We start from the raw sequence: 22,721 nt of genomic DNA on the forward strand, positions 1-22,721 counted from the left end.
TCATTAAAAATATTTTCTTAAAACATCTGGTATAGCTATTTTGCCATCTTTTTCTTGATAATTTTCCATAATAGCAACTAAAGTCCTACCAACTGCTAAAGATGAGCCGTTTAAGGTATGAACTAATTCATTTTTGCCTTTTTCATTTTTGTAACGAATTTTAGCGCGTCTTGCTTGAAAATCTCTACAATTTGATATAGATGAAATTTCTCTATATTTATTTTGAGATGGTATCCACACTTCTAAATCTATAGTTTTTGCTGCGCAAAAGCCTAAATCTCCCGTGCAAAGCATTAAATGTCTATGTGCTAAACCTAAAGAAGTGAGTAAATTACTAGCACAATTTACCATTTCTTCAAATACTATATCGCTTTGCTCAGGCTTTGTGATGCTTACAAGCTCTACTTTTTCAAACTGATGTTGTCTTATAATGCCCCTTGTATCGCGTCCTGCACTTCCTGCTTCTTGTCTAAAACAAGCACTATAACAAGTCATTTTTATAGGCAAAGACTCAGCTAATAAAATTTCATTAGAATAAAGATTAGTCACTGGAACTTCTGAAGTAGATATAAGATATAAATCATCGTTTTCTATTTTATACATATCATCTTTAAATTTTGGTAATTGTCCTGTACCAAACATAGTGTTTGCATTTACTAAAAAGGGCACATTGACTAAGTTAAATCCCCTGCTTTTGTTAAAATCTATCATATAATTAACCAAGGCTCTATTTAACAAAGCACCTTCGTTTTTTAACACGCAAAAACGACTTTGAGAAATCTTAACTCCCCTTACAAAATCAAGCCAATCTAAGCTTTCACCTAAATCATGATGTTCTTTTGGGGTAAAATCAAATTCTGGTGGGGTTAAGATCTTTTTTAATTCTACATTTTCATCTTCATCTTTGCCTACTGGAACACAATCATCGGGGATATTTGGCACGCTAGCAGCAATTTGTTCGAGTTTGCTTTCTAAATCACTTACTATTTTTGTTTGCGATGATATTTTTTCTTTGTTTTCTACAAGCTGTGCTTTTAGTTTTTCTTTATCGCTTGCATTTGCTAATTCTTTACTGAATTTGTTTTGAAAAGCTTGTAATTCTTCTAATAACGCTTTTTCTTTTTTTAAAGATATAAATAACGCGCTAAGCTCTTTTAATAGATTTTCATCTACTTTTTTTGCTTTTAGTTTTTTTGCAATTTCTTCAAAGTTGTTTTGTAAAAGTTTTAAATCTAGCATTTTAATTCCTTTAAAGTCCTATTTTTTCATAAATTTTTTCCATTTTGCTTTTTGCAATTTTTTTTGCTTTACTCGCACCAAATTCTAAAATTTCTTTTAATTTTGCAGGGTTATTTAATAAATTTTCGTATTCATTTTTTGCACTTGCAAAATAATCTTTCACTAAATCATTCAAATACATTTTAAAATGCCCGTATCCTTCGCCACCTTTTTGGTATCTTGCTTGTAAATTTTCTTGCTCTTGCTTGTTTAAAAAAAGCTTTGCGATATTATAAACATTGCAATCTTGCCATGATTTTGGCTCTTCTAATGGAGTAGAATCTGTTTTTATAGATGAAATTTGTTTTTTTAGAACTTTTTCTGAAGCAAAAATATCTATAGTATTTTTATAAGATTTACTCATTTTAGCTCCATCAGTGCCTACTACCACTGCAACTTCTTCATTTACTTTTGCACTTGGTAAGGTAAAAATTTCTCCCCATGTGTTATTTACTTTTAAGGCTATATCTCTTGCAATTTCTACATGTTGAATTTGATCTTTTCCAACTGGAACTATTTGAGTATCAAAAAGCAAAATATCAGCTGCCATTAAAACAGGATAAGAAAATAAGCCGTGATTTGCGTTTAAGCCTTTTGCTATTTTATCTTTATAAGAATGGGCTCTTTCTAAAAGTCCCATAGGGGTAAATTGGGATAAAATCCAATAAAGCTCTAAGACTTCTTTTACATCACTTTGTAACCAAAATATGCTTTTGTTTGGATCTATACCTAAGCTCAAAAATGCAGCAGCAGCTTTAAGTGAGTTTTGTTTTAATTCTGCGCCATTAAAATTGGAAGTTAAAGCGTGATAATTTGCTATAAAAATAAGCATTTGATTATCATCTTGTAAATTCAGCATTTGCTTTATAGAACCAAAATAATTACCTATATGTAAATCACCGCTTGGCTGAAGCCCTGTTAAAACTCTCATTTTACCTCTTTTTTTATTTCTTTAATAATTTCTTCTATGCTTTTGTTTTCAATATCTATAATAATATCTGCCTTTTTTTCGTATTTTTTAATTCTTTGATCGAATAATATTTTAGCATTATTAATATTAGAAAATAGGGGTCTTAAATTTAATTCTTGAGTATTTAATCTTTGCAAGATATAATCAAAGCTTGATTTTAGATAAACAATAGTTCCTATTTTACGAAGTTTTTTTTGTTTGATAAAACCACCACCACTAGCAATAATACAATTTTTAACATGAGTTAAAAAATAAACAAGTTTTTTTTCTTCATTACGAAAAAAATCTTCCCCATATTTTTTAAAAATTTCACTAATTTCAAGATTAAATTTTTCTTTGATTAGATTATCTGTATCTAAAAAGAAATGATTATATTTTACGGCATAAGCTCTAGCTATAGTTGTTTTTCCACAACCCATAAAGCCAACAAAAAGAAGATTATTCTTCTTGTTCATTTTTACTTCCTTTTTTGCGTGAAGCTAAAATCAAAGGCACGCCTTCAAAATTAAACTGCTTTCTGATTTGATTTTGCAAATACCTTTTGTAAGAAAAATGCAAAGCTTTTGGGCGGTTCATAATCAAAGCTATTTTTGGCGGAGCGATGTCGTATTGAGCTGCATAATAAATTTTTACTAATTTACCATAATCATGAGGCAAAGGGTGGGCTTTTGTGGCTTCTTCTATCAAGGTGTTTAATTTAGCAGTTGGAATTTTTTGAATAAAATTAGCAAAAACTTCTAAAATTTTATCCAAAAGAACATGCACCCTTTTACCACTTAAAGCACTCACGCTAATTATAGGCGCATGAGCTAAGAATTTAAACCTATCAAGTTTTAATTCTTTTATGGTTTTATCAAATTCTAAATCGCTTTTATCCCATTTGTTTAAAACTATAATCACGCCCAAATAATGTTTGGCAGCAAGTCCTGCTATACGCTCATCAAGCTCATTAAAACCCTCGGCTGCATCTAAAACTAAAAGTGCAATTTGTGCTTGTTCTAAAATTTTTTCTGTTCTGTTTAAAGCATAGCGTTCAAGTCCTTGAATTTTACCACGCTTTCTAATGCCTGCTGTATCTACAAATTCTATAATTTTATCTTTATACATAAAAGTTTCATTTACTGGATCTATGGTAGTTCCTGCTATATTACTTACTACTGATCTTTCTTGTTTTACTAAAGCATTTAAAAGACTTGATTTGCCGACATTTACCCTGCCTATAATACCTACTTTAATATGGTTTTCATCGATGTTTTTAAGATTAAAATTTTCATTATTTTCGTCAAAATTTTCTAAATAACTTTCAAAATCTTCTTCGCTATCTTGAATTAATACTTGTTCATTTAAAAATTTTCCAGCCCACATACAAAGCTCATCTATGCCTATATTATGTGTAACTGAAATATTAAAAATCTCTTTTACACCAAAATTTAAAAATTCCCAAGATCTTTCTTCGTCTTTTTTGCTATCTATTTTGTTTATTATTAATGCTATAGGTTTATTAAGTTTTTTCATTTCATAAAAAAATGCTTTATCTTCATCATCAGGTAAAAATTTTCCATCAACCATGTAAAAAATAATATCACTATTTTTAGCAGCTTTAAGTGAATTTGCTTTAACATTTTTAAAAAGTTCATTACTTTCATCAAGTCCGCCACTATCTATTAATAAAGCTTTTTTGTTATCTATTTGAATTTCTGTTTTATTTGTATCTCTTGTTGTGCCGCTAATATCACTTGTAATAGCAATGCGTTTTCTTGCAAGTCTATTAAAAAGACTTGATTTGCCAACATTTGGTTTTCCTATTAAAATAATACTTTGCATTTATTCTCATTTTTATTTTTTATTTGTGATTATATAAAATTTGCCTTAAAATTAAGCAAAAAAGACTAAAATAACAAGAATTTTATATGGAATCATTATGTTAAGAATAGTCAAGAAAAATTTAGGTATTTATTTTATGATAATTGCTTCTATTGAATTTGCATTGGTTGGTGCATGTGCAAAAATATTAAGCGAAGAATTATCATCTATTGAAATTATGTTTTTTAGAAATATTATAGGCACGGCTTTTATGGTTTATATGCTTACTAAGTTAAAATTTCATAAAAGTGGTGGGCATTTTGGTTTGCTTGTATTTAGAGGTGTTATTGGAACTATTGCTTTGTATCTTTTTTTCTATAATGTATCTAATATTTCTTTAGGAGGGGCTTTTGCTTTTCAAAAAACTGCTCCGATTTTTATAGCTTTGATTGCTTTTTTCTTTTTTAAGGAAAGTTTAGGAATAAAGGCGTGTTTTGGGATTTTAATAGCTTTTATAGGGGTTCTTTTGGTTTGTCAACCTTTTGCTGATGAGCTAAATCATTCTGGTTTTGATTTAAAAAATAGTATTTTAGGGATTTTAAGTGGGTTTTGTGCGGCTTTAGCTTTAACTAGTGTTAGAGAGCTTAGAAAATCCTATCCAGCACCTTTCATTGCTTTATCTTTTGTGTTAATTGGAACTCTTATGCCTTTAATTTCTATGGTTATAGGCTCATTTTATGAGATAAAAGAGCTTGATTTTTTAATCGCACCTTTTATTATGCCTAGTTTTAAGGCATGGATTTTTATAGTTTTAATGGGTGTTTTTGGAGCAATGTATCAAATTCATGTTACTAAAGCTTATGGAGTGGCTAAAAAAGCAGGAGTTGTTGCAGGGGTAAGTTATATAGATGTTGTATTTACTTTATTTTTAGGAATTTTATTAGGTGATAGTTTTCCTAGTTTGATGGTATTTGTTGGAATTTTCAGTATAGTTTTAGGAGGTATTATTTTGGTTAGTAAACAAGAAAAAGGAAATAAAAGTGCAAAATAACACAGATTTAATTTATGGCTTAGAAGATAAGCCACCATTTGCAAAAGCATTTTTTGCAGCTTTGGTTCATTTAATGGCGATGTTTGTAGCAGTGATTACTCCAGCTTTGTTAATATGTAAAGGACTTGGTGTTGATGATGAAAATACAGCAAGAATTATTTGTATGTCGCTTTTTGCTTCAGGCGTTGCTTCGCTTTTGCAGATTAAAACTTGGGGTCCTATAGGTAGTGGACTTTTATCTATTCAAGGAACTAGTTTTAACTTTGTTTCTCCATTAATTTTAGGTGGGCTTGCTTTAAAAAATGAAGGTTTAACTCAAGAGGCTATGTTGGGAGCTATTTTTGGAACTTTAATGCTTTGCTCAACAACCGAAATGATTATTTCTCAAATTTTGCCTTTTATTAGAAGGATTATTTCACCTTTGGTTTCTGGTATTGTAGTGATGATTATAGGACTTAGCTTGATTAATGTAGGACTTATAAGTGCTGGGGGTGGCTTTAGTGCTAAAGCTAGTGGAGAATTTGGTTCTTTGCAAAATTTGTTATTAGCAGGAGTTGTGATTTTTAGCATTATTGTGTTAAATCGTTTCAATAATGCTTATATAAGAATTTCATCTTTGTTTATAGCTATGATTATAGGGCTTTTAGTAGCCATGGCTTTTGAAAATTTTAGTTTTAATTTTAATGAAAATTTACCGGCAGTGTTTTTACCTAATCCAGTTTATTATGGTTTAAGTATTGATTTTAATCTAGTTTTACCTTTAATTTTGGTTTTTATGGTAACCTCTTTAGAAACAATTGGTGATATTAGTGCAACAAGTGAAGTATCAAATCAACCAGTTAAAGGCGATCTTTATGCTAAAAGATTAAAAGGTGGAGTTTTGGCAAATGGTTTAAATTCTTTTGTCTCAGCTTTTTTTAATACTTTTCCTAATTCGTGCTTTGGACAAAATAATGGTGTTATAGCATTAACTGGAGTTGCTAGTAGATATGTAGGTTTTATAGTTGCATTTATGTTGATGATTTTAGGATTGTTTCCAATTGTAGCAGATATTACTTTGCAAATTCCAGAACCTGTTTTAGGCGGAGCAACTTTGGTAATGTTTGGAACTATTGCAGCAACTGGAGTGAGAATTATATCTAAAGAAAATTTAAATCGCCGTAGTATTATAATTATTGCAATGAGTTTGGGAATAGGACTTGGAGTCTCTAATAATCCTGATATTTTAGAATTTATGCCAATGTGGTTTAAAACTTTATTTTCTTCAGGAATTGCAGCAGGTGGGATTACGGCAATTATTTTAAATTTTATTTTTCCACCAGAAGATAGTAAAAATAAATTATAAAGGAAAAAAATGAAAAAAATGATTTTAATAGCAGGGCCTTGCGTGATAGAAAGTGAAGAGCTTGTTTTTAAAGTCGCACAAGAATTAGAGTGTTTTTTAAAAGATGATAGAATTGATTTTTATTTTAAATCAAGCTTTGATAAGGCTAATCGCACGAGTATTAATAGCTTTAGAGGGCCTGGACTTGAAAAAGGTTTAGAAGTTTTACAAAAGGTAAAAGATAAATTTGGCATGCAAATACTAACCGATATACACGAAAGCGTTCAAGCACAAAGCGTGAGTGAGGTAGCAGATGTTTTGCAAATTCCTGCGTTTTTATGCAGACAAACAGATCTTTTGGTTGCGGCTGCAAAGACTAAGGCTAAAGTAAATATTAAAAAAGGACAATTTTTAAACCCTGATGATATAAAATACAGCGTTAAAAAAGTTTTACAAACAAGAAATATAGAAGAAGAAGGCTATGAGATAGCTCAAAAAAATGGAGTTTTTGTGGCTGAGAGAGGATCTAGTTTTGGGTATGGGAATTTAGTGGTGGATATGAGAAGTTTAGTGATAATGAGAAAATATGCACCGGTTATTTTTGATGCAACCCATAGTGTTCAAATGCCTGGAGCAAATGGGGGAAGTAGTGGTGGCAAAAGCGAATTTGTAGAACCTTTAGCAAGGGCTGCAGCTAGCGTGGGTGTAGATGGCTTTTTCTTTGAAACGCATATTAATCCTTGCAAAGCTCTTTGTGATGGGCCTAATATGCTTGAAATTTCAAGGCTTAAAAATTGCGTAAATACGCTTTTAAAAATTCAAGAAACCATTTAAAAGGAAAGATTATGAATATCATAGAAGGAAAATTAAATTTAAAAGGCGATGAGAAAATTGCAATTATTAATGCAAGATTTAATCATATAATAACAGATCGTTTAGTAGAAGGTGCAAAAGATGCTTTTTTAAGACATGGAGGTAAGGAAGAAAATTTAAGTCTTATCTTAGTTCCTGGTGCTTTTGAAATTCCTTTTGCTTTAAAACAAGCTTGTGAGAGTAAAAAATTTGATGGAATATGTTGTGTTGGAGCGGTAATTCGCGGAAGCACTCCGCATTTTGATTATGTGGCGGCTGAAACAACTAAGGGTATTGCTAGTGTGAGTTTAAATTCAAATATACCTGTAAGCTTTGGAGTTTTAACCACTGATAGCTTAGAACAAGCCATAGAAAGAGCAGGTAGCAAAGCAGGTAATAAAGGCTTTGAAGCTATGCTTACTATCATAGAAATGCTTGATTTAAACAAGGCTTTTAAGGCTTAATATGGCAACAAGACATCAAGTAAGACAAAGTGTGGTTTCTTTGCTTTATGCTAAAGAATTAAACAACGATAATGATAAATTTATTGAAGAATTTTTAGATGAGAAAAAAATTCGCAACGAGCAGCGAAAGTTCACTTTAGATTTATATAATGGAATTAATGAAAAATTATCTTTAATTGATAAAAGAATTAATGAGTATCTTAAAGAATATAAACTAGAAGAAGTAGCTAGTATAGAAAAAGCGATTTTGCGTTTGGGTGCTTATGAAATTTTATTTACTCAAACTCAAAAAGCAATTATTATAAATGAAGCCATAGAGCTTGCAAAAGAAATGGCAGGGGATAATGCACCAAAATTTATAAATGGTGTATTAGATAAAATCAATAAGGAAATATAATGAAGCTTTGCGTAGCATTTGATGTAGCTAGTTTTGATGATTGTATTAATTTAGCTAAAAAACTAAAAGGCTTGGATATTTGGGTAAAAATAGGATTAAGATCTTATTTAAGAGATGGAGTGAAGCTTTTAGAAGCTATTAAAAAAATTGATGATTTTAAAATATTTTTGGATTTGAAGCTTTATGATATCCCAAATACTATGGCGGATGCTTGTTTTGAACTTGCTAAACTTGATATAGATATGTTTAATATCCATGCTAGTGCAGGAAAAAGTGCTATGTGTATGATAATGGATAGATTAAATACATTAAATAAAAGACCATTGGTATTTGCAGTTTCTGCATTAACTAGTTTTGATGAAGAGGAATTTTTTAGTATATACAAACAAGATATAAAACATGCTGTGAGTAATTTTTCTAAATTAAGTTATGAGTGCGGGCTTGATGGTATGGTTTGTTCAGTTTATGAAAGCTTATTGATTAAAGAAAATACGCATGTAAATTTTTTAACACTAACTCCAGGAATTCGCCCTTTTAAAGAAAAACAAGATGATCAAAAAAGAATTGGAGATTTAAACACAGCAAAAGAAAACAAAAGCGATTTTATCGTTATTGGAAGACCTATATATAAAGCAGAGGAACCTAGAAAAATTTGCGAAGATGTCTTAAAACATATAAAATAAGCCTTTTTGGCTTATTTTAAAAATATTTTCATTTTTTTACTTTCTAAAGAAATAGTTCCTTCGTCTTTGTTGATAATTTTAAATTCTCCATTAAAATTTCTTAAAAAATTATCTTCAAAATTCATAGCTTCTTTATCGCATAGCATTTTTGTTGAAGCTAAATTATCCTCTATTTGAATGCTATTTCCTTGATCTTTATAGTTTCCAAAAAATCTATTGCACGCTGCAACTCCAAATACTCTTTTATCTTTATTATCAAAACTAATTGTAGCTGTAGTATTTTGCGGTAATTGAAATGTTTTTCCATTAAGTTCGAATGAACTAATGCTAAATTCTTTATTTTGCAAATCATTTACGCTTAAAGTAGATACTGAGCAAGCACTAAAAACCAAAGCTGTTAAACCTAATAATTTAATTTTTTTCATATATTCTCCTTTAATTAAACTTGAAAATGTTTTAATTCATCTTCTAAATTTTTACAAACTACATTTAACTCATGAGCAACATCAAGTAAAATTTTTGAAATTTCTTCATTTTTATCACTAAGTTTCACTGTTTCTTGCATTTTTTCAAGTAAAGATTGTAGAGTTCCTTGTGTGCTTGAAATTTTTTGCATACAAGCACTTGCTAAATCTCTAGCATTTTCATTGCATAATTTAACTTCATTTGTTCCTTCTACTAAATTTTTAGTATCTTTATCTAAAGAATTGATTTCGTTAGCATTGTGTTTTAGTTCTTTAGATACTTCATTAATGCTATCAACTAATTGCTTAGTGACCATAGCTATATTTTTTAAGAATTCTTCAGAATTTTGTGCAAGTTTTCTAACATCATCTGCAATTACTGAAAAACCTCTACCAAATTCTCCCGCACGCGCTGCTTCTATACCAGCATTTAGTGATAAAAGATTGGTTTTATCAGCAATTTCTCCCATCATTTCTGAAGCTTTTTTAATCTCATCAGCTTGTTTTTCCATGATTTCTATTTTTTGTGCTAGAGAATTTTCATTCTCAGCTGCTATTCTAACTTTATTGGCAATTTGATTTAAAGAATTAAGCATGTTATTTAATACTTCAAAAGAAGTGCTATTTGCTTTATTTGCATTGCTTGAAAGTTCTGCAAGATCTTGCAATTCTGCATGAATTTGTTCGCTTAATTGATATGACTCATCAGTTTTTACATGGCCTTCCTTAGCTCTATTGGCTAAATTTAAAGCATTTTCATTTAAAAGTTTTGCTTGTTCATCAACCATTTGAGAATTTTCATTAGTGGATACAACTGTGTTTTGAATTTTTTCTATAAAGTGATTAATATGCGTGCAAGCTTGTCCTATTTCATCACTGCTTTTTATATTAATTCTTGCTCTTAAATCACCATCGCCACTTGCAAGTTCTTTTGCGTGTTTTAAAAGATTATTAATAGGTGTTCCAACAACTATTTTTAATATATAAAGCACAGCAAAAACAGTGAAAATCAAAGCAATGGTAAATATTATAATATAAGTCCTTGATGAATTTTTTAAGTCCTCATCAATATATTTTAAATCATTATACATATCCATAACACCTAAAACATCACCTTCTTTAGCATTAGCATGACAAGCAAGACAACTTTCATTTGCAATTAGTGGGCGTATGAGTCTTAGGTAATGACCTTGCTCGTTATTAATTTCAAGAGCATTTATATTAGGCTTAGAAAATTGCTCACTGATTAAAGGATCGTTGATTTTTGAAGTTTTTTTCATCTCAAAAAGCTCTATAGTGCTTTGTGAGGGGTAAATTTTAATATCTTTTATACCTTCTATTTCACCGGCTTCTTTTATAGCCTGTTCAATTATGGTTGGATCACCTAAATTCATTGCCATTCTTAATGTTTGAAAAACAGAAGTACTTAAGGTATCTAAATTTGCACGACTGATTCTATCTGTGGTTTGTTGAGAATCTTTTTGCAAAATAATTTGCATAATAATAAAACTAATTAGCAAGGTTAAAATCATCGCTAAAGATATCTTTGCACCTATACTTTTAAACATAAATCCTCCCTTTTTATTTTTATATTTTTAATGTAAAAAGTGTCTTATGCCACTAAAATATAAAGCTATGCCATATTCATTAGCAGCTTTAATAATATCCTCATCTCTTATACTTCCGCCTGGTTCTATAATGGCTTTTACTCCAACTTTACTTGCTTCATCTATGCTATCTCTAAACGGAAAGAAAGCTTCACTTGCTAAAACACAACCATTTAGATCAAGCCCCATTTCTTTGGCTTTGCTAATAGCTGCTTTAGCCGCATCAATACGACTTGTCATACCCATACCAATGGCTACCATAGCGCCATTTTTAACATAAACTACATTGTTTGATTTGGTAAATGCAGCAATTTTCATAGCAATTTCAAGATCTTTTAATTCTTGCTCATTAGCCTTTCTTTGGCTTTTTAACACTGCATTTTTTATCTCATCTTCTCTAACTTCATCACTATTTTGATATACAAAACCTCCATCAATATGTTTAAAATCATATTTATCATAAGCTCTAGTTAAAAATGGTGCTTTTTGTGTAAAGATTTTAATGCGTTTTTTATCTTTAAAAACTTCTAAAGCTTGTTCATCTACATTTGCTGCAATGATTACTTCTATATAAATTTCATTGATTTTTTCTGCTAATTTTTTATCTAAAGTTCCATTAATAGCCACAACGCCACCATAAGCACTCAAAGTATCGCATTTTAATGCGTGGATATAACTTTGGAGTAAATTTTCTTTTATAGCAAAACCGCAAGCATTGGCGTGTTTTACAATTGCCACTGCTGGAGCTTTATCAAAAGCACTTGCTAAATTTAGTGCTGCGTTAATATCAGTTAGGTTGTTAAAGCTTGCTTCGCCTTTTAAGCTAGTAAAATTATGAGTAAAAAAATCATCAAATTCATATAAAGTGCCTTTTTGATGAGGATTTTCTCCATATTTTGTATCAAATACTTTTTGTCCTACTATAAATTTACTAGCACCAAAACCATCGTTAAATCGTTCATTCATATAATTTGCTATATAAGCATCATAATTTGCTGTATGCTCATAAGCTTTTATCATTAAATTTTTTCTAAATTCAAGATCTAAAGTTCCTTCTTTTAAAGCTTTGATTATTTTTTCATAATCTAAAATATCACAAACTACAATCACATTTTTAAAATTTTTTGCCCCACTGCGTATCATAGCAGGGCCTCCTATATCAATGTTTTCAACAATTTCATCAAAATCTTGAGTTAAGATAGTAGTTTTTTTAAAAGGATATAAATTCACACAAATTAAATCTATACTTTTTATATCATGTTTTTTGGCTTGTTCTTGGTGGTTTTCATCTTCTCTTTTATATAAAATTCCACCATGAATTTTTGGGTGCAAAGTTTTAACACGCCCTTCAAACATTTCAGGACTTTGAGTAAATTCGCTAACTTCTTCTACTTTTAAATTGTTTTCTTTTAAAAGTTTATAAGTACCACCTGTAGATAAAAGCTCAAAACCTAATTTTTCAAGCTCACTAGCAAATTCTACAACCCCTTCTTTATCGCTTACGCTAATTAATGCCCTCATATATCCTCCTTAATTTTCTAAATGTTTTTTGATTTTTTCATAAGCTTCGTTGATTTTTTGGAATTTTTCCACCCCTTTTTTTAATTCTTCTTCGCTAACATTATTTGCATTTAATATATCAGGGTGGTATTTTTTAGCTAAGGCTCTGTATTGTTTTTTTACTTCATTTAAATTTGCTTGGTTATTAAGTTCTAAAATACTAAAAGCTTGTTCTAAACTCATTGTATTTTCACTACTTTTTAAGCGTGATAAATTAGCGATAAAATCATCAAGTTCAGATTTTGCTATATCAAAAGCCTTTGCGATTTGACTTAAAATTTCTTGCTTTTTATCATTTAATTTTCCATCAATTAAAGCCATAAAAACCAATACTCTAAGCACATTAAAACGCTCATTTTTAGGAAGTGGAACTTCTTTTAAAAAATCTTTTGCCACATAAAAAGCGTCGTTTAAATTTTCTTTATGCTCATTAAAACTTGCTTTTAAAAAAGCTCTTTCCTTTGCATCTTTGGCATTGGCATCTAAAATTTGACTTATCATATCTGCTTCATCTTGGCTTATTCTGCCATCGCTTTTAGCGATTTTTGCTAAAAGTGCTATAACATAATAATTCATGCGTCTTTTAAATTCATCTACCCTTTCTTCCATAACTCCACGCATAAATCCTTTAGCAAAACCTTTTGCCCCACGCTTTGTGGAATTTAAAAAATCCTGCTTTCCCCAAGTTTTGTAATACCAATAAAAGGCTAATATAGCTAATATTAAAATAACAAAAACCATTTTTATTCCAAGAACTCTTTAAAAGATTTAAAATAATTTTTTTGTAAATCTGCTAAAGAAATTTTAATGTCATCTAAAATGAATTCTTCATCATTTAATTTTCCAAGTTTTGTGGTTTTTATATTAAAAGTTTGAGCTAATTTTATAAATTCATCTTCGTTTTTCACACCAACTATAGCTCTAGTTGGACTTTCATCAAAAATCAAGCTATCATTAGTAAAATTAGTATTAGCTATTATGCCTAAATTTGCTTTTGCACTCATTTTAGCTAAAGTAAGTGCTATACCTCCTATGCCTACGCTATTAGCACAATCAAGTACTTGCATATCATTGGCTTTTAGTAAAAACTCCCAAAGTTTTCTTTCTTCTTTAAAATCTATTGCATCAAGAACTCCAGCAACTTGCTGATCTAAAATTTTACTAATTAAAGAACCTGCGAAATTAGCCTTTGTTTCTCCAAGTAAATAAATTGCTTGTGTGTTTTTGCTAAAATAAGATTTTAAAATTTTATTTGCATCTTCGCAAACCCCAACACATACTATAGTAGGGCTAGGAAATATGCTTATACCATCTGTTTCATTGTATAAAGAAACATTACCGCTTACTACTGGGGTGTTTAATTCTTTGCAAGCTTGTTTTATACCCTCACAACCTTGGGCAAATTGCCACATTACTTCAGGATTTTGTGGATTACCATAATTTAAACAATCGCTAATTGCTAAAGGTTTTGCACCCGCACAAGCAACCTTTCTTCCTGCACTAGCAACATTCATTGCTGCGCCTATTTTTGGATCAACATAATTTAATCTTGAATTACACTCAATAGCCATTGCTAAGGCACATTGATTTTCTTTAACGCGTATAGAGCAAGCACCTAAGCTTCCATCTGCTTTTATGGTATTAGTTTGCACGCTAGAATCAAATTGATCATAAATATAAGCCTTATCGCTTGCGTTTTCATTTTTCAAAAGTGCTATAAAAGCATCTTGTTGTGAGCTTTTTAAAGAAAAATTATAAGTTTTTATAATGTCTAGATATTTTGGTTTTTGGGTATTTCTATCTAAAATAGGGGCTTTTTGGCTAAGAGGTTCAATTGGGATTAAACCTACTAATTCATCATGCCAAAAAAGTTCCATATTGCCACTATCACTAACCTCGCCAATAATCGCTGCATCAAGCCCCCATTTTTCAAAAATAGCTATAATTTCTTTTTCATAACCTTTTTTTGCGCAAATTAACATACGCTCTTGTGATTCGCTTAGCATAAGCTCATAAGGGCTCATACCTTCTTCTCTCATAGGGGTTTTATCAAGATATAATTTCATACCACTACCACTGCGTCCAGCCATTTCAAAGGAACTTGAAGTAAGTCCTGCAGCTCCCATATCTTGAATTCCTATAATATAATCTGTTTTAAAAAGTTCTAAACAAGCTTCCATTAAAAGTTTTTCTATAAAAGGATCGCCAATTTGCACCGTAGGCCTTAAACTTTTATCTGCTTGAGAAAAGCTATCACTTGCCATAACAGCACCACCAAGCCCATCACGACCTGTTTTAGAGCCTACATAAATTACAGGATTTCCAACACCTTCTGCCTTTGCATAAAATATATCTTCAATTTTACATGTGCCTAAAGCAAAAGCATTTACTAAGATATTGCCATTAAAGCATTCATCAAAGGCACATTCTCCACCTATGGTAGGAACTCCCATGCAATTACCATAGTGAGAAATTCCACTTACTACACCTTTAACTAAGTATTTTTGGCGTTTTCCAATTTGCTCATCGTGGATATTTCCAAATTTTAAAGAATTCATTCCCGCAACAACTCTTGCACCCATAGTAAAAACATCACGCATAATGCCACCTACACCAGTAGCAGCACCTGCAAAAGGCTCTATAAAACTTGGATGATTATGGCTTTCTACTTTAAAAACTGCTGCCATACCTTTGCCTATGTCTATAACCCCTGCATTTTCTCCAGGGCCTTGGATCACCCATGGTGCTTTTGTTGGGAAGCCATTGAGGTATTTTTTACTTGATTTATATGAGCAATGCTCACTCCACATAGCAGAAATTACTCCAAGTTCTAATAAATTTGGCTCTCTTCCTAAAATATTAATAATCTCTTGATATTCTTCTTCGCTAATTTTATGCTGTTTTATAAGTTCTTTATCCATCTTTTCTCCTTTATTTTCCTAAACAAAAATTACCAAACATCTCATCTAAAATTTCATCTCTTTTAAATTCTTTTGTAAATTGGGCTATTTCTCCTATGGCTAAATTTAATTCAAATGCAAATAATTCTAAAGAATGCTCTTGTAATAAATCTTTTGCACGCAAAATGGCTTCACTTGCATTTTTACAAGCATTTAAAATTAGCGTATTGGTAATTAACATCCCATCGCCATCTAAAGTATTTAGATAGTCATTTAAAGCATTTTTAATTGCTTGAACTGATTTTTGAGCACAAATTAAAACACATGAATTTTTAATTGAGTGGTTAAATTTAATTTCTAAATCTACTTTATTTAAAGTATAAATAATCTTTTTTTTGCTTTGCTTTAAAATGTTTAAAATTTCTTCATCTTCATTTTCAAATTCTTTTGAAGCGTCAAATACTGCTATGATTATATCCGCTTCTTTAATGCTTTCATAACTTAAGTTTACTCCAATTTTTTCTATTTCATCGTCGGTATTTCTAATACCTGCTGTGTCTATAATTTTTATTAAATGAGAGCCAATTTTTATATTTTCTTCAATGCGATCTCTTGTAGTACCAGCTACATTAGATACTATAGCACGCTCATAAGCTAAAAGAGAATTTAACAAAGAACTTTTTCCAGCATTTGGCTTGCCAACAATAGCAACTTTAAAGCCATCAATAAGTCCTTTTTTAGTTAAAGAAATATCCACTATATCATGTAAAAGTTTTGAATTTTTTTCACACATAAGAACAATTTGTTTTAGTAAATTTGGTGGTAAATCATCATCTGCATAATCAATGCTAGTTTCAACAAAGGCTAGAGTTTTAACAAGATCTATTCTTATGGTATTTAAAAAATTACCCAAATCACCTTTTATGTTTTTAGCAATGATATTTGCTGCACTTGAGGATTTAGACATGATAATATCTTGAATACTTAAAGCCTTTAAAAGATCCATTTTTCCATTTAAGCAAGCTCTTTTGCTAAATTCTCCAGGTTCTGCTAAACGACATAATTTTGAGTTGATAAGTTCATCAAGTAAAATTTCACTTAAAGAGAAGCCGCCATGAAGTTGAAATTCTACTATATCTTCTCCAGTAAATGAATATGGTGCTTTAAAATAAATAACCAAAGCTTCATCTAAAAAATCTTCATTATTTTTATAAATTTGGCATAAATGAGCATAGCGAGGTTTAAGTTGTGTTCTTTTTGTGAGTTTTAAAGCAAGCTCTAAAGCTTGCTTACCGCTGATTCTAACAATGCTAATGGAGCCTATGCCATGAGCTGTAGCTATAGCTGCTATAGTATCATTCATTCATTTTTCTTCAAAAAATCATTAACAACGATAACGCGTTGGTTATCATTTTGTTTAATTCCTACATATTTATCTGGAAAGCGTTCTCTAAGTTTTTCAAGAGCTAGTTTTAGCCATATACCATCTAGTGGTTTTGTTTGAATTTTTCCATTTACTTCTATTTTTTCTATAAGTATTTTTAGATAATTTTCTATAGCTTGTGTTTGATTTTCTAAAAATTGAGCAATTTCTAATCGTGGATAAATTTTATATTTAGAGTTTAACCAATTATAAAGCAAATAAGAAAATGCTTTATATCTATGAGCTTCTTTGCCTATAAGTAAAGCAGCATCATTGCCATCTAGTTTAATAAGAATGCAGTTATCACTATAAACACTAATGTCTATTATTTTGATATCAAAATCAAAAGTTGATAATAACTTATCTAGTGAAATTTTAATTTCATCTATATAAGAGGCAATATCTTTATCTTCTGATTCTTTGTGAAAAGAATCAAAGATTGCATCATTTTTAACTTTATAATGTTCTTTTTTTTCTATTTTTTCTGTATTAGAAGTTGTAAATTCTTCTTTATGTGTTTTTTTGGTATCATTTTTTTCATGGCTTTTGTTTGTAGTTTTTGTAACTTTATCATTAAAGCTTTTTCTTGGTTTTTCACTTTGAGTTTGTATAGAATTTTTATGTCCTTTAATACAAATAATGGCATTTTTTCTAAACAAACCAAAAAAACCTGATTTTGCATGTTGTATAACTTCGTATTCTAAGTCTATCACAGAGCACTCAAACTGCTTTGAAGCTTCTATGAGTGCTGTTTGTAAATCTTTAGCTTCTATGTTCATGTTTAGCTATTTCCTCTTTTTTGTGATTTTTGAAAAGTTTATTAACAATTACTTGCTGGATTAATGAGCAAATATTATTTACACACCAATATAATGTTAATCCTGCTGGGAATGTTAGAAAGAAGAAAGTGAAAATTAAAGGTAAAAATTTCATAATCTTCTCTTGCATAGGATCTTGTATAGCCATTGGAGTGATGAGTTGTTGTATAAACATTGTAAGTCCCATAAAAATAGGTAATATAAACCATGGATCCATAACAGACAAATCTGTAATCCAAAAAGCCCAAGGAGCCGCTTTTAATTCTATAGCATTTAATAAAACTCTATAAATTGCAAAGAAAATAGGAATTTGGATAAGTATAGGTAAACATCCACTCATTGGATTTGCACCATGTTTTTTATAAAGTTCCATCATGTGTAGATTCATTTTTTGCGGATCGCCTTTATAACGATCTCTTATTTCTTTCATTTTAGGTGCTAAGTCTTTTAATTTATTCATAGAAATCATAGATTTATAAGTTAGCGGGAATAAAATAATACGCACAATTAAAGTCATTACAACTATAGCCCATCCCCAATTTCCCATATAGCCATGTAAGAAATTTAAAAATTCAAACATAGGTTTAGCTATAAAAGTAAACCAACCATACTCTACAACATCATCTAAATCCGCATGAATACTTCTTAAAATTTCGTGTTCTTTAGAGCCTATATAACCACTAGCTTTAAAGGTATTATTTGCACTTGCAAATACAATGGAATTTTCGTGATTGTCTTTGGTAACTACAGCGTTTAAAGGATTGTTAAAATTATAAAAAAATGCACTATAATAACGATCTGAAGCTGCCATTAAGGTTACATTAGAAAAACTTTCATCATTTTTCACATCACCATCTTCTAACATAGTGATTTTATCTGCTTTATCTAAAATTAAAACCCCATGCACGGTGTAGCTGTCTACAGCTATGTTTGGACGATACCCAGGAGTAATAAAATATGGCATATCTTTACTTAAATTTACTTCTAAATCATAATTTCCATATTTATAAAATGTAATTTTTTTAGTAACTACTAAATCATTTAAATTTTGAGTAAGAATCAAAGTAGTATTTTCATCGCTTACATTAATAGTTTTTTGATTAGTTGTATAAGCTGTATTAAAAGCTTCTTGGTTGATTTTATTATCGCTAAATCTAATTTCTAAAGGTAAAGGCGATAAAGATGTATCAACTAAGTTGATGCTTTTTCCATTTTCATCTTGGTATTTTTTATCACTTAAATAAAATTTAACTATCCTACCTAAAGAATCAATATGTGCTTCAAAGTGTTCGCTTTTTACTATAGCTATTTCTTCTTTTTTGTTAACACTAAGTTCTGTTTTTGGTGCAGCTTGAGCTGTGTTTGTAGAAGATGTAATTGGTGCTGAATTATTTTGTTCTACTTGAGTAGTATTTTGTTCAATTGGCGGGGTTTTTGGAATAAAAAAATAATCATAAACTACAAAAAATAAAAATGATAAAACAACGGCAATTAATATACGTTTTTGTTGAGATAAGTTTTCTGACACGGATTGTCCTTTGAAAATATAATCTTAATTAAAAAAAATTGATTATCATTGCAAGGTATATATAAATAACGAAGTTGTTTTAAAGCATTAAAATTTGGTTTAAAACAAATTCCTGATTGTAGTTTTTTCTTGCATATTTTAGGATAATCAATCCCTCCTTTAAAAAACGGATTACATTTTAAAATCCTCAAAAAAACTGCACCAAAAGCTTTAAGAGTATTGTTTTTTTTAAAATGCCATAATGCATATTCAGAACAACTTGGGTAATATCTACAGCATTTTGGTTTGAAAGGGCTTATAAAAAGTTGGTAAAATCTAATTAGCTTAATGCAAACTATTTTATACATCCTAGTTTTTTCAAACCCCATCTTAAATTTTTTTCTAATTTTAAAAAAGGAATTTCATTGATACTTGTTTTAGCTACAAGTATGTATTTTCCGTTTTCCACCTCTTGTTTAACCTGAAAAAAAGCTGCTCTTAAGAGTCTTTTGGCACGATTTCTAATAACAGCTTTTCCTACCTTTTTGCTAGCTACTACAGCAATTTTTTTCTCTTTACTTTGAGTATAAAAAATGATCATTCCTTCGCAATGCCATTTTTTACCTTCTTTATATATTGCTGAGAACTCTTCTAAATCACTAATACTTAGAAAATCTTTTATACTGCTAATCTTTTTCTACCTTTAGCGCGTCTAGCATTGATCACTTTACGACCATTTTTAGTTTTCATACGAACACGAAATCCGTGAGTTCTTTTTTTAGGTGTTTTATGTGGTTGGTATGTTCTTTTCATATTTTTTCCTTAAATAATAACAAAATAATAAACGGGTATTTTAGCAAAATCTTACTTAAATCTGCTTTTAATTAAGAGTTATTTTAAAAGATTTTGCTAAATTTTGATTTTTGTTTTGATTAACAGATATATTTATAAAGGAATAATTATGAAATTTGAGATTTGTGAAAGTAAAAAAGAGGACTTAGCAGAGATATTAGAGCTTTTAAAAGAACTTGCAATACATGAAAACATGCTTGATGAGGTAAAATGCACTACTAAAGAACTAGAAGAATCTTTTTTTGTAAATAATTATGCTAAGGCATTAAGTTTAAAAGTAGATGGAAAAATTATAGGTTATGTAATGTATTTTTTTACTTTTTCATCTTTTTGGGGGCGTGGAGGATTGTATCTTGAAGATATTTATATTAAACCTGAATTTAGAGGTAGGGGTTATGCTAAAGCAGTTTTTAGGTATTTAGCAAAGATCTGTAAAGAAAAAAATCTCAAACGCTTAGAATGGGTTTGCTTAAATGATAATGATTTGGGTATAAATTTTTATACAGCATTAAAAGCAAGACACATGAAAGAGTGGAGAACCTATCGTTTAGAAGGTGAAAATTTAGAAGTATTGATGTAAATGGATAAAAGAAAATTACATTATCTTAAAGCTTTTGGCTTTGAATATATACAAGAAAATAAACACATTTTTCAAATAGATTTTAATTATCAAGAGCTAAATGAAAAAATAAGAACATGTTCGCTTTGCCATTTTTCAAAGCTAAGAAAAAAATCTTTAATTAATAATGATGTAAAAAAAGCTAAGATTATAGTATATCAAGCTTATATAGATAAAGAAGAAAATGAAAGTGGAGAGTTTTTTGCTTCTAAATTAAAGCAGGATTTTTTAAAACTTTGCAAAGAGCATTTGAATTTAGAAAAAGAAGATATTTATGCTTCTTATATGTTAAAATGCTTTAGTAATTTTAAAACAGATGATAATGCTTTAAAGTTGTGTTTGCCGTATTTTTATAATGAGCTTAATTTTGTTAATTCAAAAATAATTTTGTGTCTTGGAAAAGAAGCATTTTTTAGTTTAGGATTTGATAATTTTGAACGATATAAAGGAGAATGGTTGCATTTTGGAGAGTGTTTTGTTATGCCAACTTATGATTTGGAATTTTTAAGTAAAAATCCTAGTTTATTTGTAGAATTTATAGAAGATATTAAGAAAATTAAAGGGCGTTTATGAAAAAAAAATTAATATGTGTTTTATTAAGTGCTGTGTTAGCTTTAAATGTTTTTGCAAAGGAGCAAAAATTATCCCCTATAGAGCCTAGTGAGGCATTTTATCCTAATTTAGAAATGCAAACTTGCGATAATGATTGTTTATTTACTTTATTAGAAACTGGGCTTTATTTTAATTTTTTATCAAGATTTAACAATGATAATACAAATGAACTTTTAGTTAATATCTATACCAAACTTTTAAATTCCATTATAGATTTTGAAAGAAGAGTTCAAAAAAATGCAAGCATTAAGCTTGCTATTATCATTCCTGAGCAAGTGATAAAGAGTTATTCTAATACTATTATAAATTCAAGTATAGCTTATCTTTTAAGGCAAAGAGCACAGATAAAAGTAAAAGTATTTTTAACCAATAATGAAGATGAAAGTAAAATTTCAAAAGCATTAAAGCAAGCACAAAATGAAAAATTCAATTACATCATCGCAGGTTTTACTGAAAAAGGGGTAAAAAATTTATTAAAAGAAGAATTAAATCCTAATGTGAAAGTTTTTATACCAACAGCTCATAAGAAGTATTTTGATACTACTAAAGAAAATATTTATTTTGGAAGTATAGATTATCAAAAACAAATTATAAAGCTTTTGGAGTATTCTAATGGAAAAAATATTATTTTTTCAGATGGGACACCTTTGGCAAATCGTTTAGATGAAGAGGCAGTAAATACAGGTAATGGTAGCGAGAAAATTTATACTATCAATACTTCTAAATTTGATTTTAAAAGTATTTTAAATAAAAATAAAAGTTTTGAAAATTCAAGTATTATACTTAATACTTCTTTGATTAAAACTGCACTTATAAGTTCTCAAATAAGGGCATATGATATAGAACCTTATGTGCTTTTGTCTACTCAGTTAAATTACAATCCTGTTTTGCTAAGTTTAACGCAAATTAATGATAGAAAAAAACTTTTACTAGCAAATTCTATCTCTAATGAAGATCAAACTTTGAGTTATCTAAACGAACTTTTTTCACAAAATATTAATTATAACTGGATAGCTTATGCAACTAGTGTTGGGCTTGATTATTTTTATACGCAATTTTTAGATACGGATTCTCATAGAATTTTTAATGAAAATTTAAATGAAAATCAGTTTAACTATAAAGTAAAAATCATTCGCTCGCAAGGCTTAGGTTTTAGCACTTTGCAAGAGTAGAAAAATTTGCATTGTAGCTTCATCTATAGGAGCTACTTTTTCATTTTTTAAAAAAGCTAGGGTAAATTCAGCCTCAAAAAGCTTGGTGTTTTCTTTGTAAATTTCTTGTTTTATGCAAACTGAAGCTTTTTTAAGCTTTGTAATGAAAGTTTTTACTTCTATGAGATCTCCAAGTTTAGCCGGCTTTAAAAAGCTACAATTTGCCTTAGTAAGCAAAAAATGTCCTTTGTTTTTGTCAAATATATCAGCTTGTTTTTGAAAAAACATTTCACTTCTTGCACGCTCGCAAAATTTTAAATAATTACTATGGTATACAACCCCACCTGCGTCGGTATCTTCATAATAAATTCGTATTTGCATTTAAA

General features: G+C 29.5%; 25 protein-coding genes. 9 read left to right on the forward strand and 16 right to left on the reverse strand.

Going from position 1 to position 22,721, the window contains the following annotated elements:
* Window positions 1-3 precede the first annotated feature (3 nt).
* The 4 genes from serS to der are packed head-to-tail and all read right to left on the reverse strand — an operon-like array spanning window position 4 to window position 4,072.
* Window positions 4-1,239, reverse strand: a complete 1,236-nt coding sequence (gene serS, locus CPEL_RS02450; RefSeq protein WP_044598470.1) for a serine--tRNA ligase — start codon at window positions 1,237-1,239, stop codon at window positions 4-6.
* Window positions 1,240-1,249: 10 nt separating this feature from the next.
* Window positions 1,250-2,209, reverse strand: coding sequence for a tryptophan--tRNA ligase (trpS, locus tag CPEL_RS02455; RefSeq protein WP_044598471.1), 960 nt, complete (start codon window positions 2,207-2,209; stop codon window positions 1,250-1,252).
* Window positions 2,206-2,703, reverse strand: coding sequence for a shikimate kinase (locus CPEL_RS02460; RefSeq protein WP_044598472.1), 498 nt, complete (start codon window positions 2,701-2,703; stop codon window positions 2,206-2,208). Before CPEL_RS02460 ends, trpS begins: the two co-directional genes overlap by 4 nt.
* Window positions 2,687-4,072 carry a ribosome biogenesis GTPase Der gene (gene der, locus CPEL_RS02465; RefSeq protein WP_044598473.1) on the reverse strand — a complete coding sequence of 462 codons (1,386 nt, stop codon included), beginning with the start codon at window positions 4,070-4,072 and terminating at the stop codon, window positions 2,687-2,689. The genes CPEL_RS02460 and der overlap by 17 nt, the downstream gene beginning before the upstream one ends.
* Window positions 4,073-4,169: 97 nt before the next feature.
* Between der and CPEL_RS02470 the strand changes: the two genes are divergently transcribed.
* From CPEL_RS02470 to pyrF, 6 genes are read left to right on the forward strand one after another with little or no spacing between them, the layout of a single operon-like run.
* Window positions 4,170-5,102, forward strand: a complete 933-nt coding sequence (locus CPEL_RS02470) for a DMT family transporter (RefSeq protein ID WP_044598474.1) — start codon at window positions 4,170-4,172, stop codon at window positions 5,100-5,102.
* A complete protein-coding gene (locus CPEL_RS02475) occupies window positions 5,092-6,447 on the forward strand; it encodes a uracil-xanthine permease family protein (RefSeq protein WP_197556441.1) in 1,356 nt (451 codons plus the stop codon). The genes CPEL_RS02470 and CPEL_RS02475 overlap by 11 nt, the downstream gene beginning before the upstream one ends.
* 9 nt (window positions 6,448-6,456) lie before the next feature.
* Window positions 6,457-7,260, forward strand: coding sequence for a 3-deoxy-8-phosphooctulonate synthase (gene kdsA, locus CPEL_RS02480; RefSeq protein WP_044598476.1), 804 nt, complete (start codon window positions 6,457-6,459; stop codon window positions 7,258-7,260).
* A gap of 11 nt (window positions 7,261-7,271) precedes the next feature.
* Entirely contained in the window at window positions 7,272-7,742 is a 471-nt protein-coding gene (ribH, locus tag CPEL_RS02485) for a 6,7-dimethyl-8-ribityllumazine synthase (protein WP_044598477.1), read from the forward strand.
* Window position 7,743: 1 nt separating this feature from the next.
* Window positions 7,744-8,139, forward strand: a complete 396-nt coding sequence (gene nusB / locus CPEL_RS02490; protein WP_044598478.1) for a transcription antitermination factor NusB — start codon at window positions 7,744-7,746, stop codon at window positions 8,137-8,139.
* The gene (pyrF, locus tag CPEL_RS02495; protein ID WP_044598479.1) at window positions 8,139-8,822 is read left to right on the forward strand and encodes an orotidine-5'-phosphate decarboxylase; all 684 of its coding nucleotides are present in this window, start codon (window positions 8,139-8,141) and stop codon (window positions 8,820-8,822) included. Before nusB ends, pyrF begins: the two co-directional genes overlap by 1 nt.
* An 11-nt stretch (window positions 8,823-8,833) precedes the next feature.
* Here the strand turns inward: pyrF and CPEL_RS02500 are convergent, their stop codons facing one another.
* The 11 genes from CPEL_RS02500 to rpmH are packed head-to-tail and all read right to left on the reverse strand — an operon-like array spanning window position 8,834 to window position 19,914.
* Complete coding sequence (locus CPEL_RS02500) at window positions 8,834-9,247, reverse strand: META domain-containing protein (RefSeq protein ID WP_044598480.1); 414 nt, start codon at window positions 9,245-9,247, stop codon at window positions 8,834-8,836.
* A gap of 14 nt (window positions 9,248-9,261) precedes the next feature.
* On the reverse strand, window positions 9,262-10,854 hold the full coding sequence (locus tag CPEL_RS02505) for an MCP-domain signal transduction protein (protein WP_044598481.1): 1,593 nt from the start codon (window positions 10,852-10,854) through the stop codon (window positions 9,262-9,264).
* Window positions 10,855-10,881: 27 nt separating this feature from the next.
* Window positions 10,882-12,414 carry a bifunctional phosphoribosylaminoimidazolecarboxamide formyltransferase/IMP cyclohydrolase gene (gene purH, locus CPEL_RS02510; protein WP_044598482.1) on the reverse strand — a complete coding sequence of 511 codons (1,533 nt, stop codon included), beginning with the start codon at window positions 12,412-12,414 and terminating at the stop codon, window positions 10,882-10,884.
* Window positions 12,415-12,423: 9 nt separating this feature from the next.
* Window positions 12,424-13,194, reverse strand: coding sequence for a Dna-J like membrane chaperone protein (locus CPEL_RS02515; protein ID WP_044598483.1), 771 nt, complete (start codon window positions 13,192-13,194; stop codon window positions 12,424-12,426).
* 2 nt (window positions 13,195-13,196) lie between these two features.
* Window positions 13,197-15,374 carry a phosphoribosylformylglycinamidine synthase subunit PurL gene (gene purL / locus CPEL_RS02520; protein ID WP_044598484.1) on the reverse strand — a complete coding sequence of 726 codons (2,178 nt, stop codon included), beginning with the start codon at window positions 15,372-15,374 and terminating at the stop codon, window positions 13,197-13,199.
* A gap of 10 nt (window positions 15,375-15,384) precedes the next feature.
* Window positions 15,385-16,716 carry a tRNA uridine-5-carboxymethylaminomethyl(34) synthesis GTPase MnmE gene (mnmE, locus tag CPEL_RS02525; protein WP_044598485.1) on the reverse strand — a complete coding sequence of 444 codons (1,332 nt, stop codon included), beginning with the start codon at window positions 16,714-16,716 and terminating at the stop codon, window positions 15,385-15,387.
* A complete protein-coding gene (locus CPEL_RS02530) occupies window positions 16,713-17,555 on the reverse strand; it encodes a Jag N-terminal domain-containing protein (RefSeq protein ID WP_044598486.1) in 843 nt (280 codons plus the stop codon). Before CPEL_RS02530 ends, mnmE begins: the two co-directional genes overlap by 4 nt.
* Window positions 17,539-19,122 (reverse strand): membrane protein insertase YidC, encoded by a 1,584-nt coding sequence (gene yidC, locus CPEL_RS02535; RefSeq protein WP_044598487.1) that lies wholly within the window; start codon window positions 19,120-19,122, stop codon window positions 17,539-17,541. The genes CPEL_RS02530 and yidC overlap by 17 nt, the downstream gene beginning before the upstream one ends.
* Complete coding sequence (gene yidD, locus CPEL_RS02540) at window positions 19,086-19,469, reverse strand: membrane protein insertion efficiency factor YidD (protein WP_044598488.1); 384 nt, start codon at window positions 19,467-19,469, stop codon at window positions 19,086-19,088. Before yidD ends, yidC begins: the two co-directional genes overlap by 37 nt.
* Window positions 19,457-19,783, reverse strand: coding sequence for a ribonuclease P protein component (rnpA, locus tag CPEL_RS02545; protein ID WP_044598489.1), 327 nt, complete (start codon window positions 19,781-19,783; stop codon window positions 19,457-19,459). Before rnpA ends, yidD begins: the two co-directional genes overlap by 13 nt.
* Window positions 19,780-19,914, reverse strand: a complete 135-nt coding sequence (gene rpmH / locus CPEL_RS02550; RefSeq protein ID WP_004277342.1) for a 50S ribosomal protein L34 — start codon at window positions 19,912-19,914, stop codon at window positions 19,780-19,782. The genes rnpA and rpmH overlap by 4 nt, the downstream gene beginning before the upstream one ends.
* A 145-nt stretch (window positions 19,915-20,059) precedes the next feature.
* On the opposite strand from rpmH, the gene CPEL_RS02555 reads away from it, so the two are divergent.
* From CPEL_RS02555 to CPEL_RS02565, 3 genes are read left to right on the forward strand one after another with little or no spacing between them, the layout of a single operon-like run.
* Window positions 20,060-20,533 (forward strand): GNAT family N-acetyltransferase, encoded by a 474-nt coding sequence (locus tag CPEL_RS02555; RefSeq protein WP_049984616.1) that lies wholly within the window; start codon window positions 20,060-20,062, stop codon window positions 20,531-20,533.
* Window positions 20,534-21,145, forward strand: a complete 612-nt coding sequence (locus CPEL_RS02560) for a uracil-DNA glycosylase family protein (protein ID WP_044598491.1) — start codon at window positions 20,534-20,536, stop codon at window positions 21,143-21,145.
* A complete protein-coding gene (locus tag CPEL_RS02565) occupies window positions 21,142-22,356 on the forward strand; it encodes a hypothetical protein (protein WP_044598492.1) in 1,215 nt (404 codons plus the stop codon). Before CPEL_RS02560 ends, CPEL_RS02565 begins: the two co-directional genes overlap by 4 nt.
* Here CPEL_RS02565 and CPEL_RS02570 read toward each other — a convergent pair.
* Window positions 22,330-22,716 (reverse strand): YbgC/FadM family acyl-CoA thioesterase, encoded by a 387-nt coding sequence (locus CPEL_RS02570; protein WP_044598493.1) that lies wholly within the window; start codon window positions 22,714-22,716, stop codon window positions 22,330-22,332. The genes CPEL_RS02565 and CPEL_RS02570 overlap by 27 nt on opposite strands.
* Window positions 22,717-22,721: the final 5 nt, after the last annotated feature.

This window comes from Campylobacter peloridis LMG 23910, assembly GCF_000816785.1.
In the GTDB taxonomy this organism is placed as follows: domain Bacteria; phylum Campylobacterota; class Campylobacteria; order Campylobacterales; family Campylobacteraceae; genus Campylobacter_D; species Campylobacter_D peloridis.

Bases quoted from the DNA above. Each gene is read 5' to 3' on its own strand.
- purH (WP_044598482.1), bottom strand. From the start codon at position 12,414: ATGAGGGCATTAATTAGCGTAAGCGATAAAGAAGGGGTTGTAGAATTT.
- ribH (WP_044598477.1), top strand. From the start codon at position 7,272: ATGAATATCATAGAAGGAAAATTAAATTTAAAAGGCGATGAGAAAATT.
- der (WP_044598473.1), bottom strand. From the start codon at position 4,072: ATGCAAAGTATTATTTTAATAGGAAAACCAAATGTTGGCAAATCAAGT.
- yidD (WP_044598488.1), bottom strand. From the start codon at position 19,469: ATGTATAAAATAGTTTGCATTAAGCTAATTAGATTTTACCAACTTTTT.
- nusB (WP_044598478.1), top strand. From the start codon at position 7,744: ATGGCAACAAGACATCAAGTAAGACAAAGTGTGGTTTCTTTGCTTTAT.
- CPEL_RS02460 (WP_044598472.1), bottom strand. From the start codon at position 2,703: ATGAACAAGAAGAATAATCTTCTTTTTGTTGGCTTTATGGGTTGTGGA.
- CPEL_RS02565 (WP_044598492.1), top strand. From the start codon at position 21,142: ATGAAAAAAAAATTAATATGTGTTTTATTAAGTGCTGTGTTAGCTTTA.
- CPEL_RS02500 (WP_044598480.1), bottom strand. From the start codon at position 9,247: ATGAAAAAAATTAAATTATTAGGTTTAACAGCTTTGGTTTTTAGTGCT.
- CPEL_RS02530 (WP_044598486.1), bottom strand. From the start codon at position 17,555: ATGAACATAGAAGCTAAAGATTTACAAACAGCACTCATAGAAGCTTCA.
- CPEL_RS02515 (WP_044598483.1), bottom strand. From the start codon at position 13,194: ATGGTTTTTGTTATTTTAATATTAGCTATATTAGCCTTTTATTGGTAT.
- purL (WP_044598484.1), bottom strand. From the start codon at position 15,374: ATGGATAAAGAACTTATAAAACAGCATAAAATTAGCGAAGAAGAATAT.
- CPEL_RS02570 (WP_044598493.1), bottom strand. From the start codon at position 22,716: ATGCAAATACGAATTTATTATGAAGATACCGACGCAGGTGGGGTTGTA.
- serS (WP_044598470.1), bottom strand. From the start codon at position 1,239: ATGCTAGATTTAAAACTTTTACAAAACAACTTTGAAGAAATTGCAAAA.
- CPEL_RS02470 (WP_044598474.1), top strand. From the start codon at position 4,170: ATGTTAAGAATAGTCAAGAAAAATTTAGGTATTTATTTTATGATAATT.
- pyrF (WP_044598479.1), top strand. From the start codon at position 8,139: ATGAAGCTTTGCGTAGCATTTGATGTAGCTAGTTTTGATGATTGTATT.
- mnmE (WP_044598485.1), bottom strand. From the start codon at position 16,716: ATGAATGATACTATAGCAGCTATAGCTACAGCTCATGGCATAGGCTCC.
- CPEL_RS02560 (WP_044598491.1), top strand. From the start codon at position 20,534: ATGGATAAAAGAAAATTACATTATCTTAAAGCTTTTGGCTTTGAATAT.
- kdsA (WP_044598476.1), top strand. From the start codon at position 6,457: ATGAAAAAAATGATTTTAATAGCAGGGCCTTGCGTGATAGAAAGTGAA.
- rpmH (WP_004277342.1), bottom strand. From the start codon at position 19,914: ATGAAAAGAACATACCAACCACATAAAACACCTAAAAAAAGAACTCAC.
- trpS (WP_044598471.1), bottom strand. From the start codon at position 2,209: ATGAGAGTTTTAACAGGGCTTCAGCCAAGCGGTGATTTACATATAGGT.
- CPEL_RS02505 (WP_044598481.1), bottom strand. From the start codon at position 10,854: ATGTTTAAAAGTATAGGTGCAAAGATATCTTTAGCGATGATTTTAACC.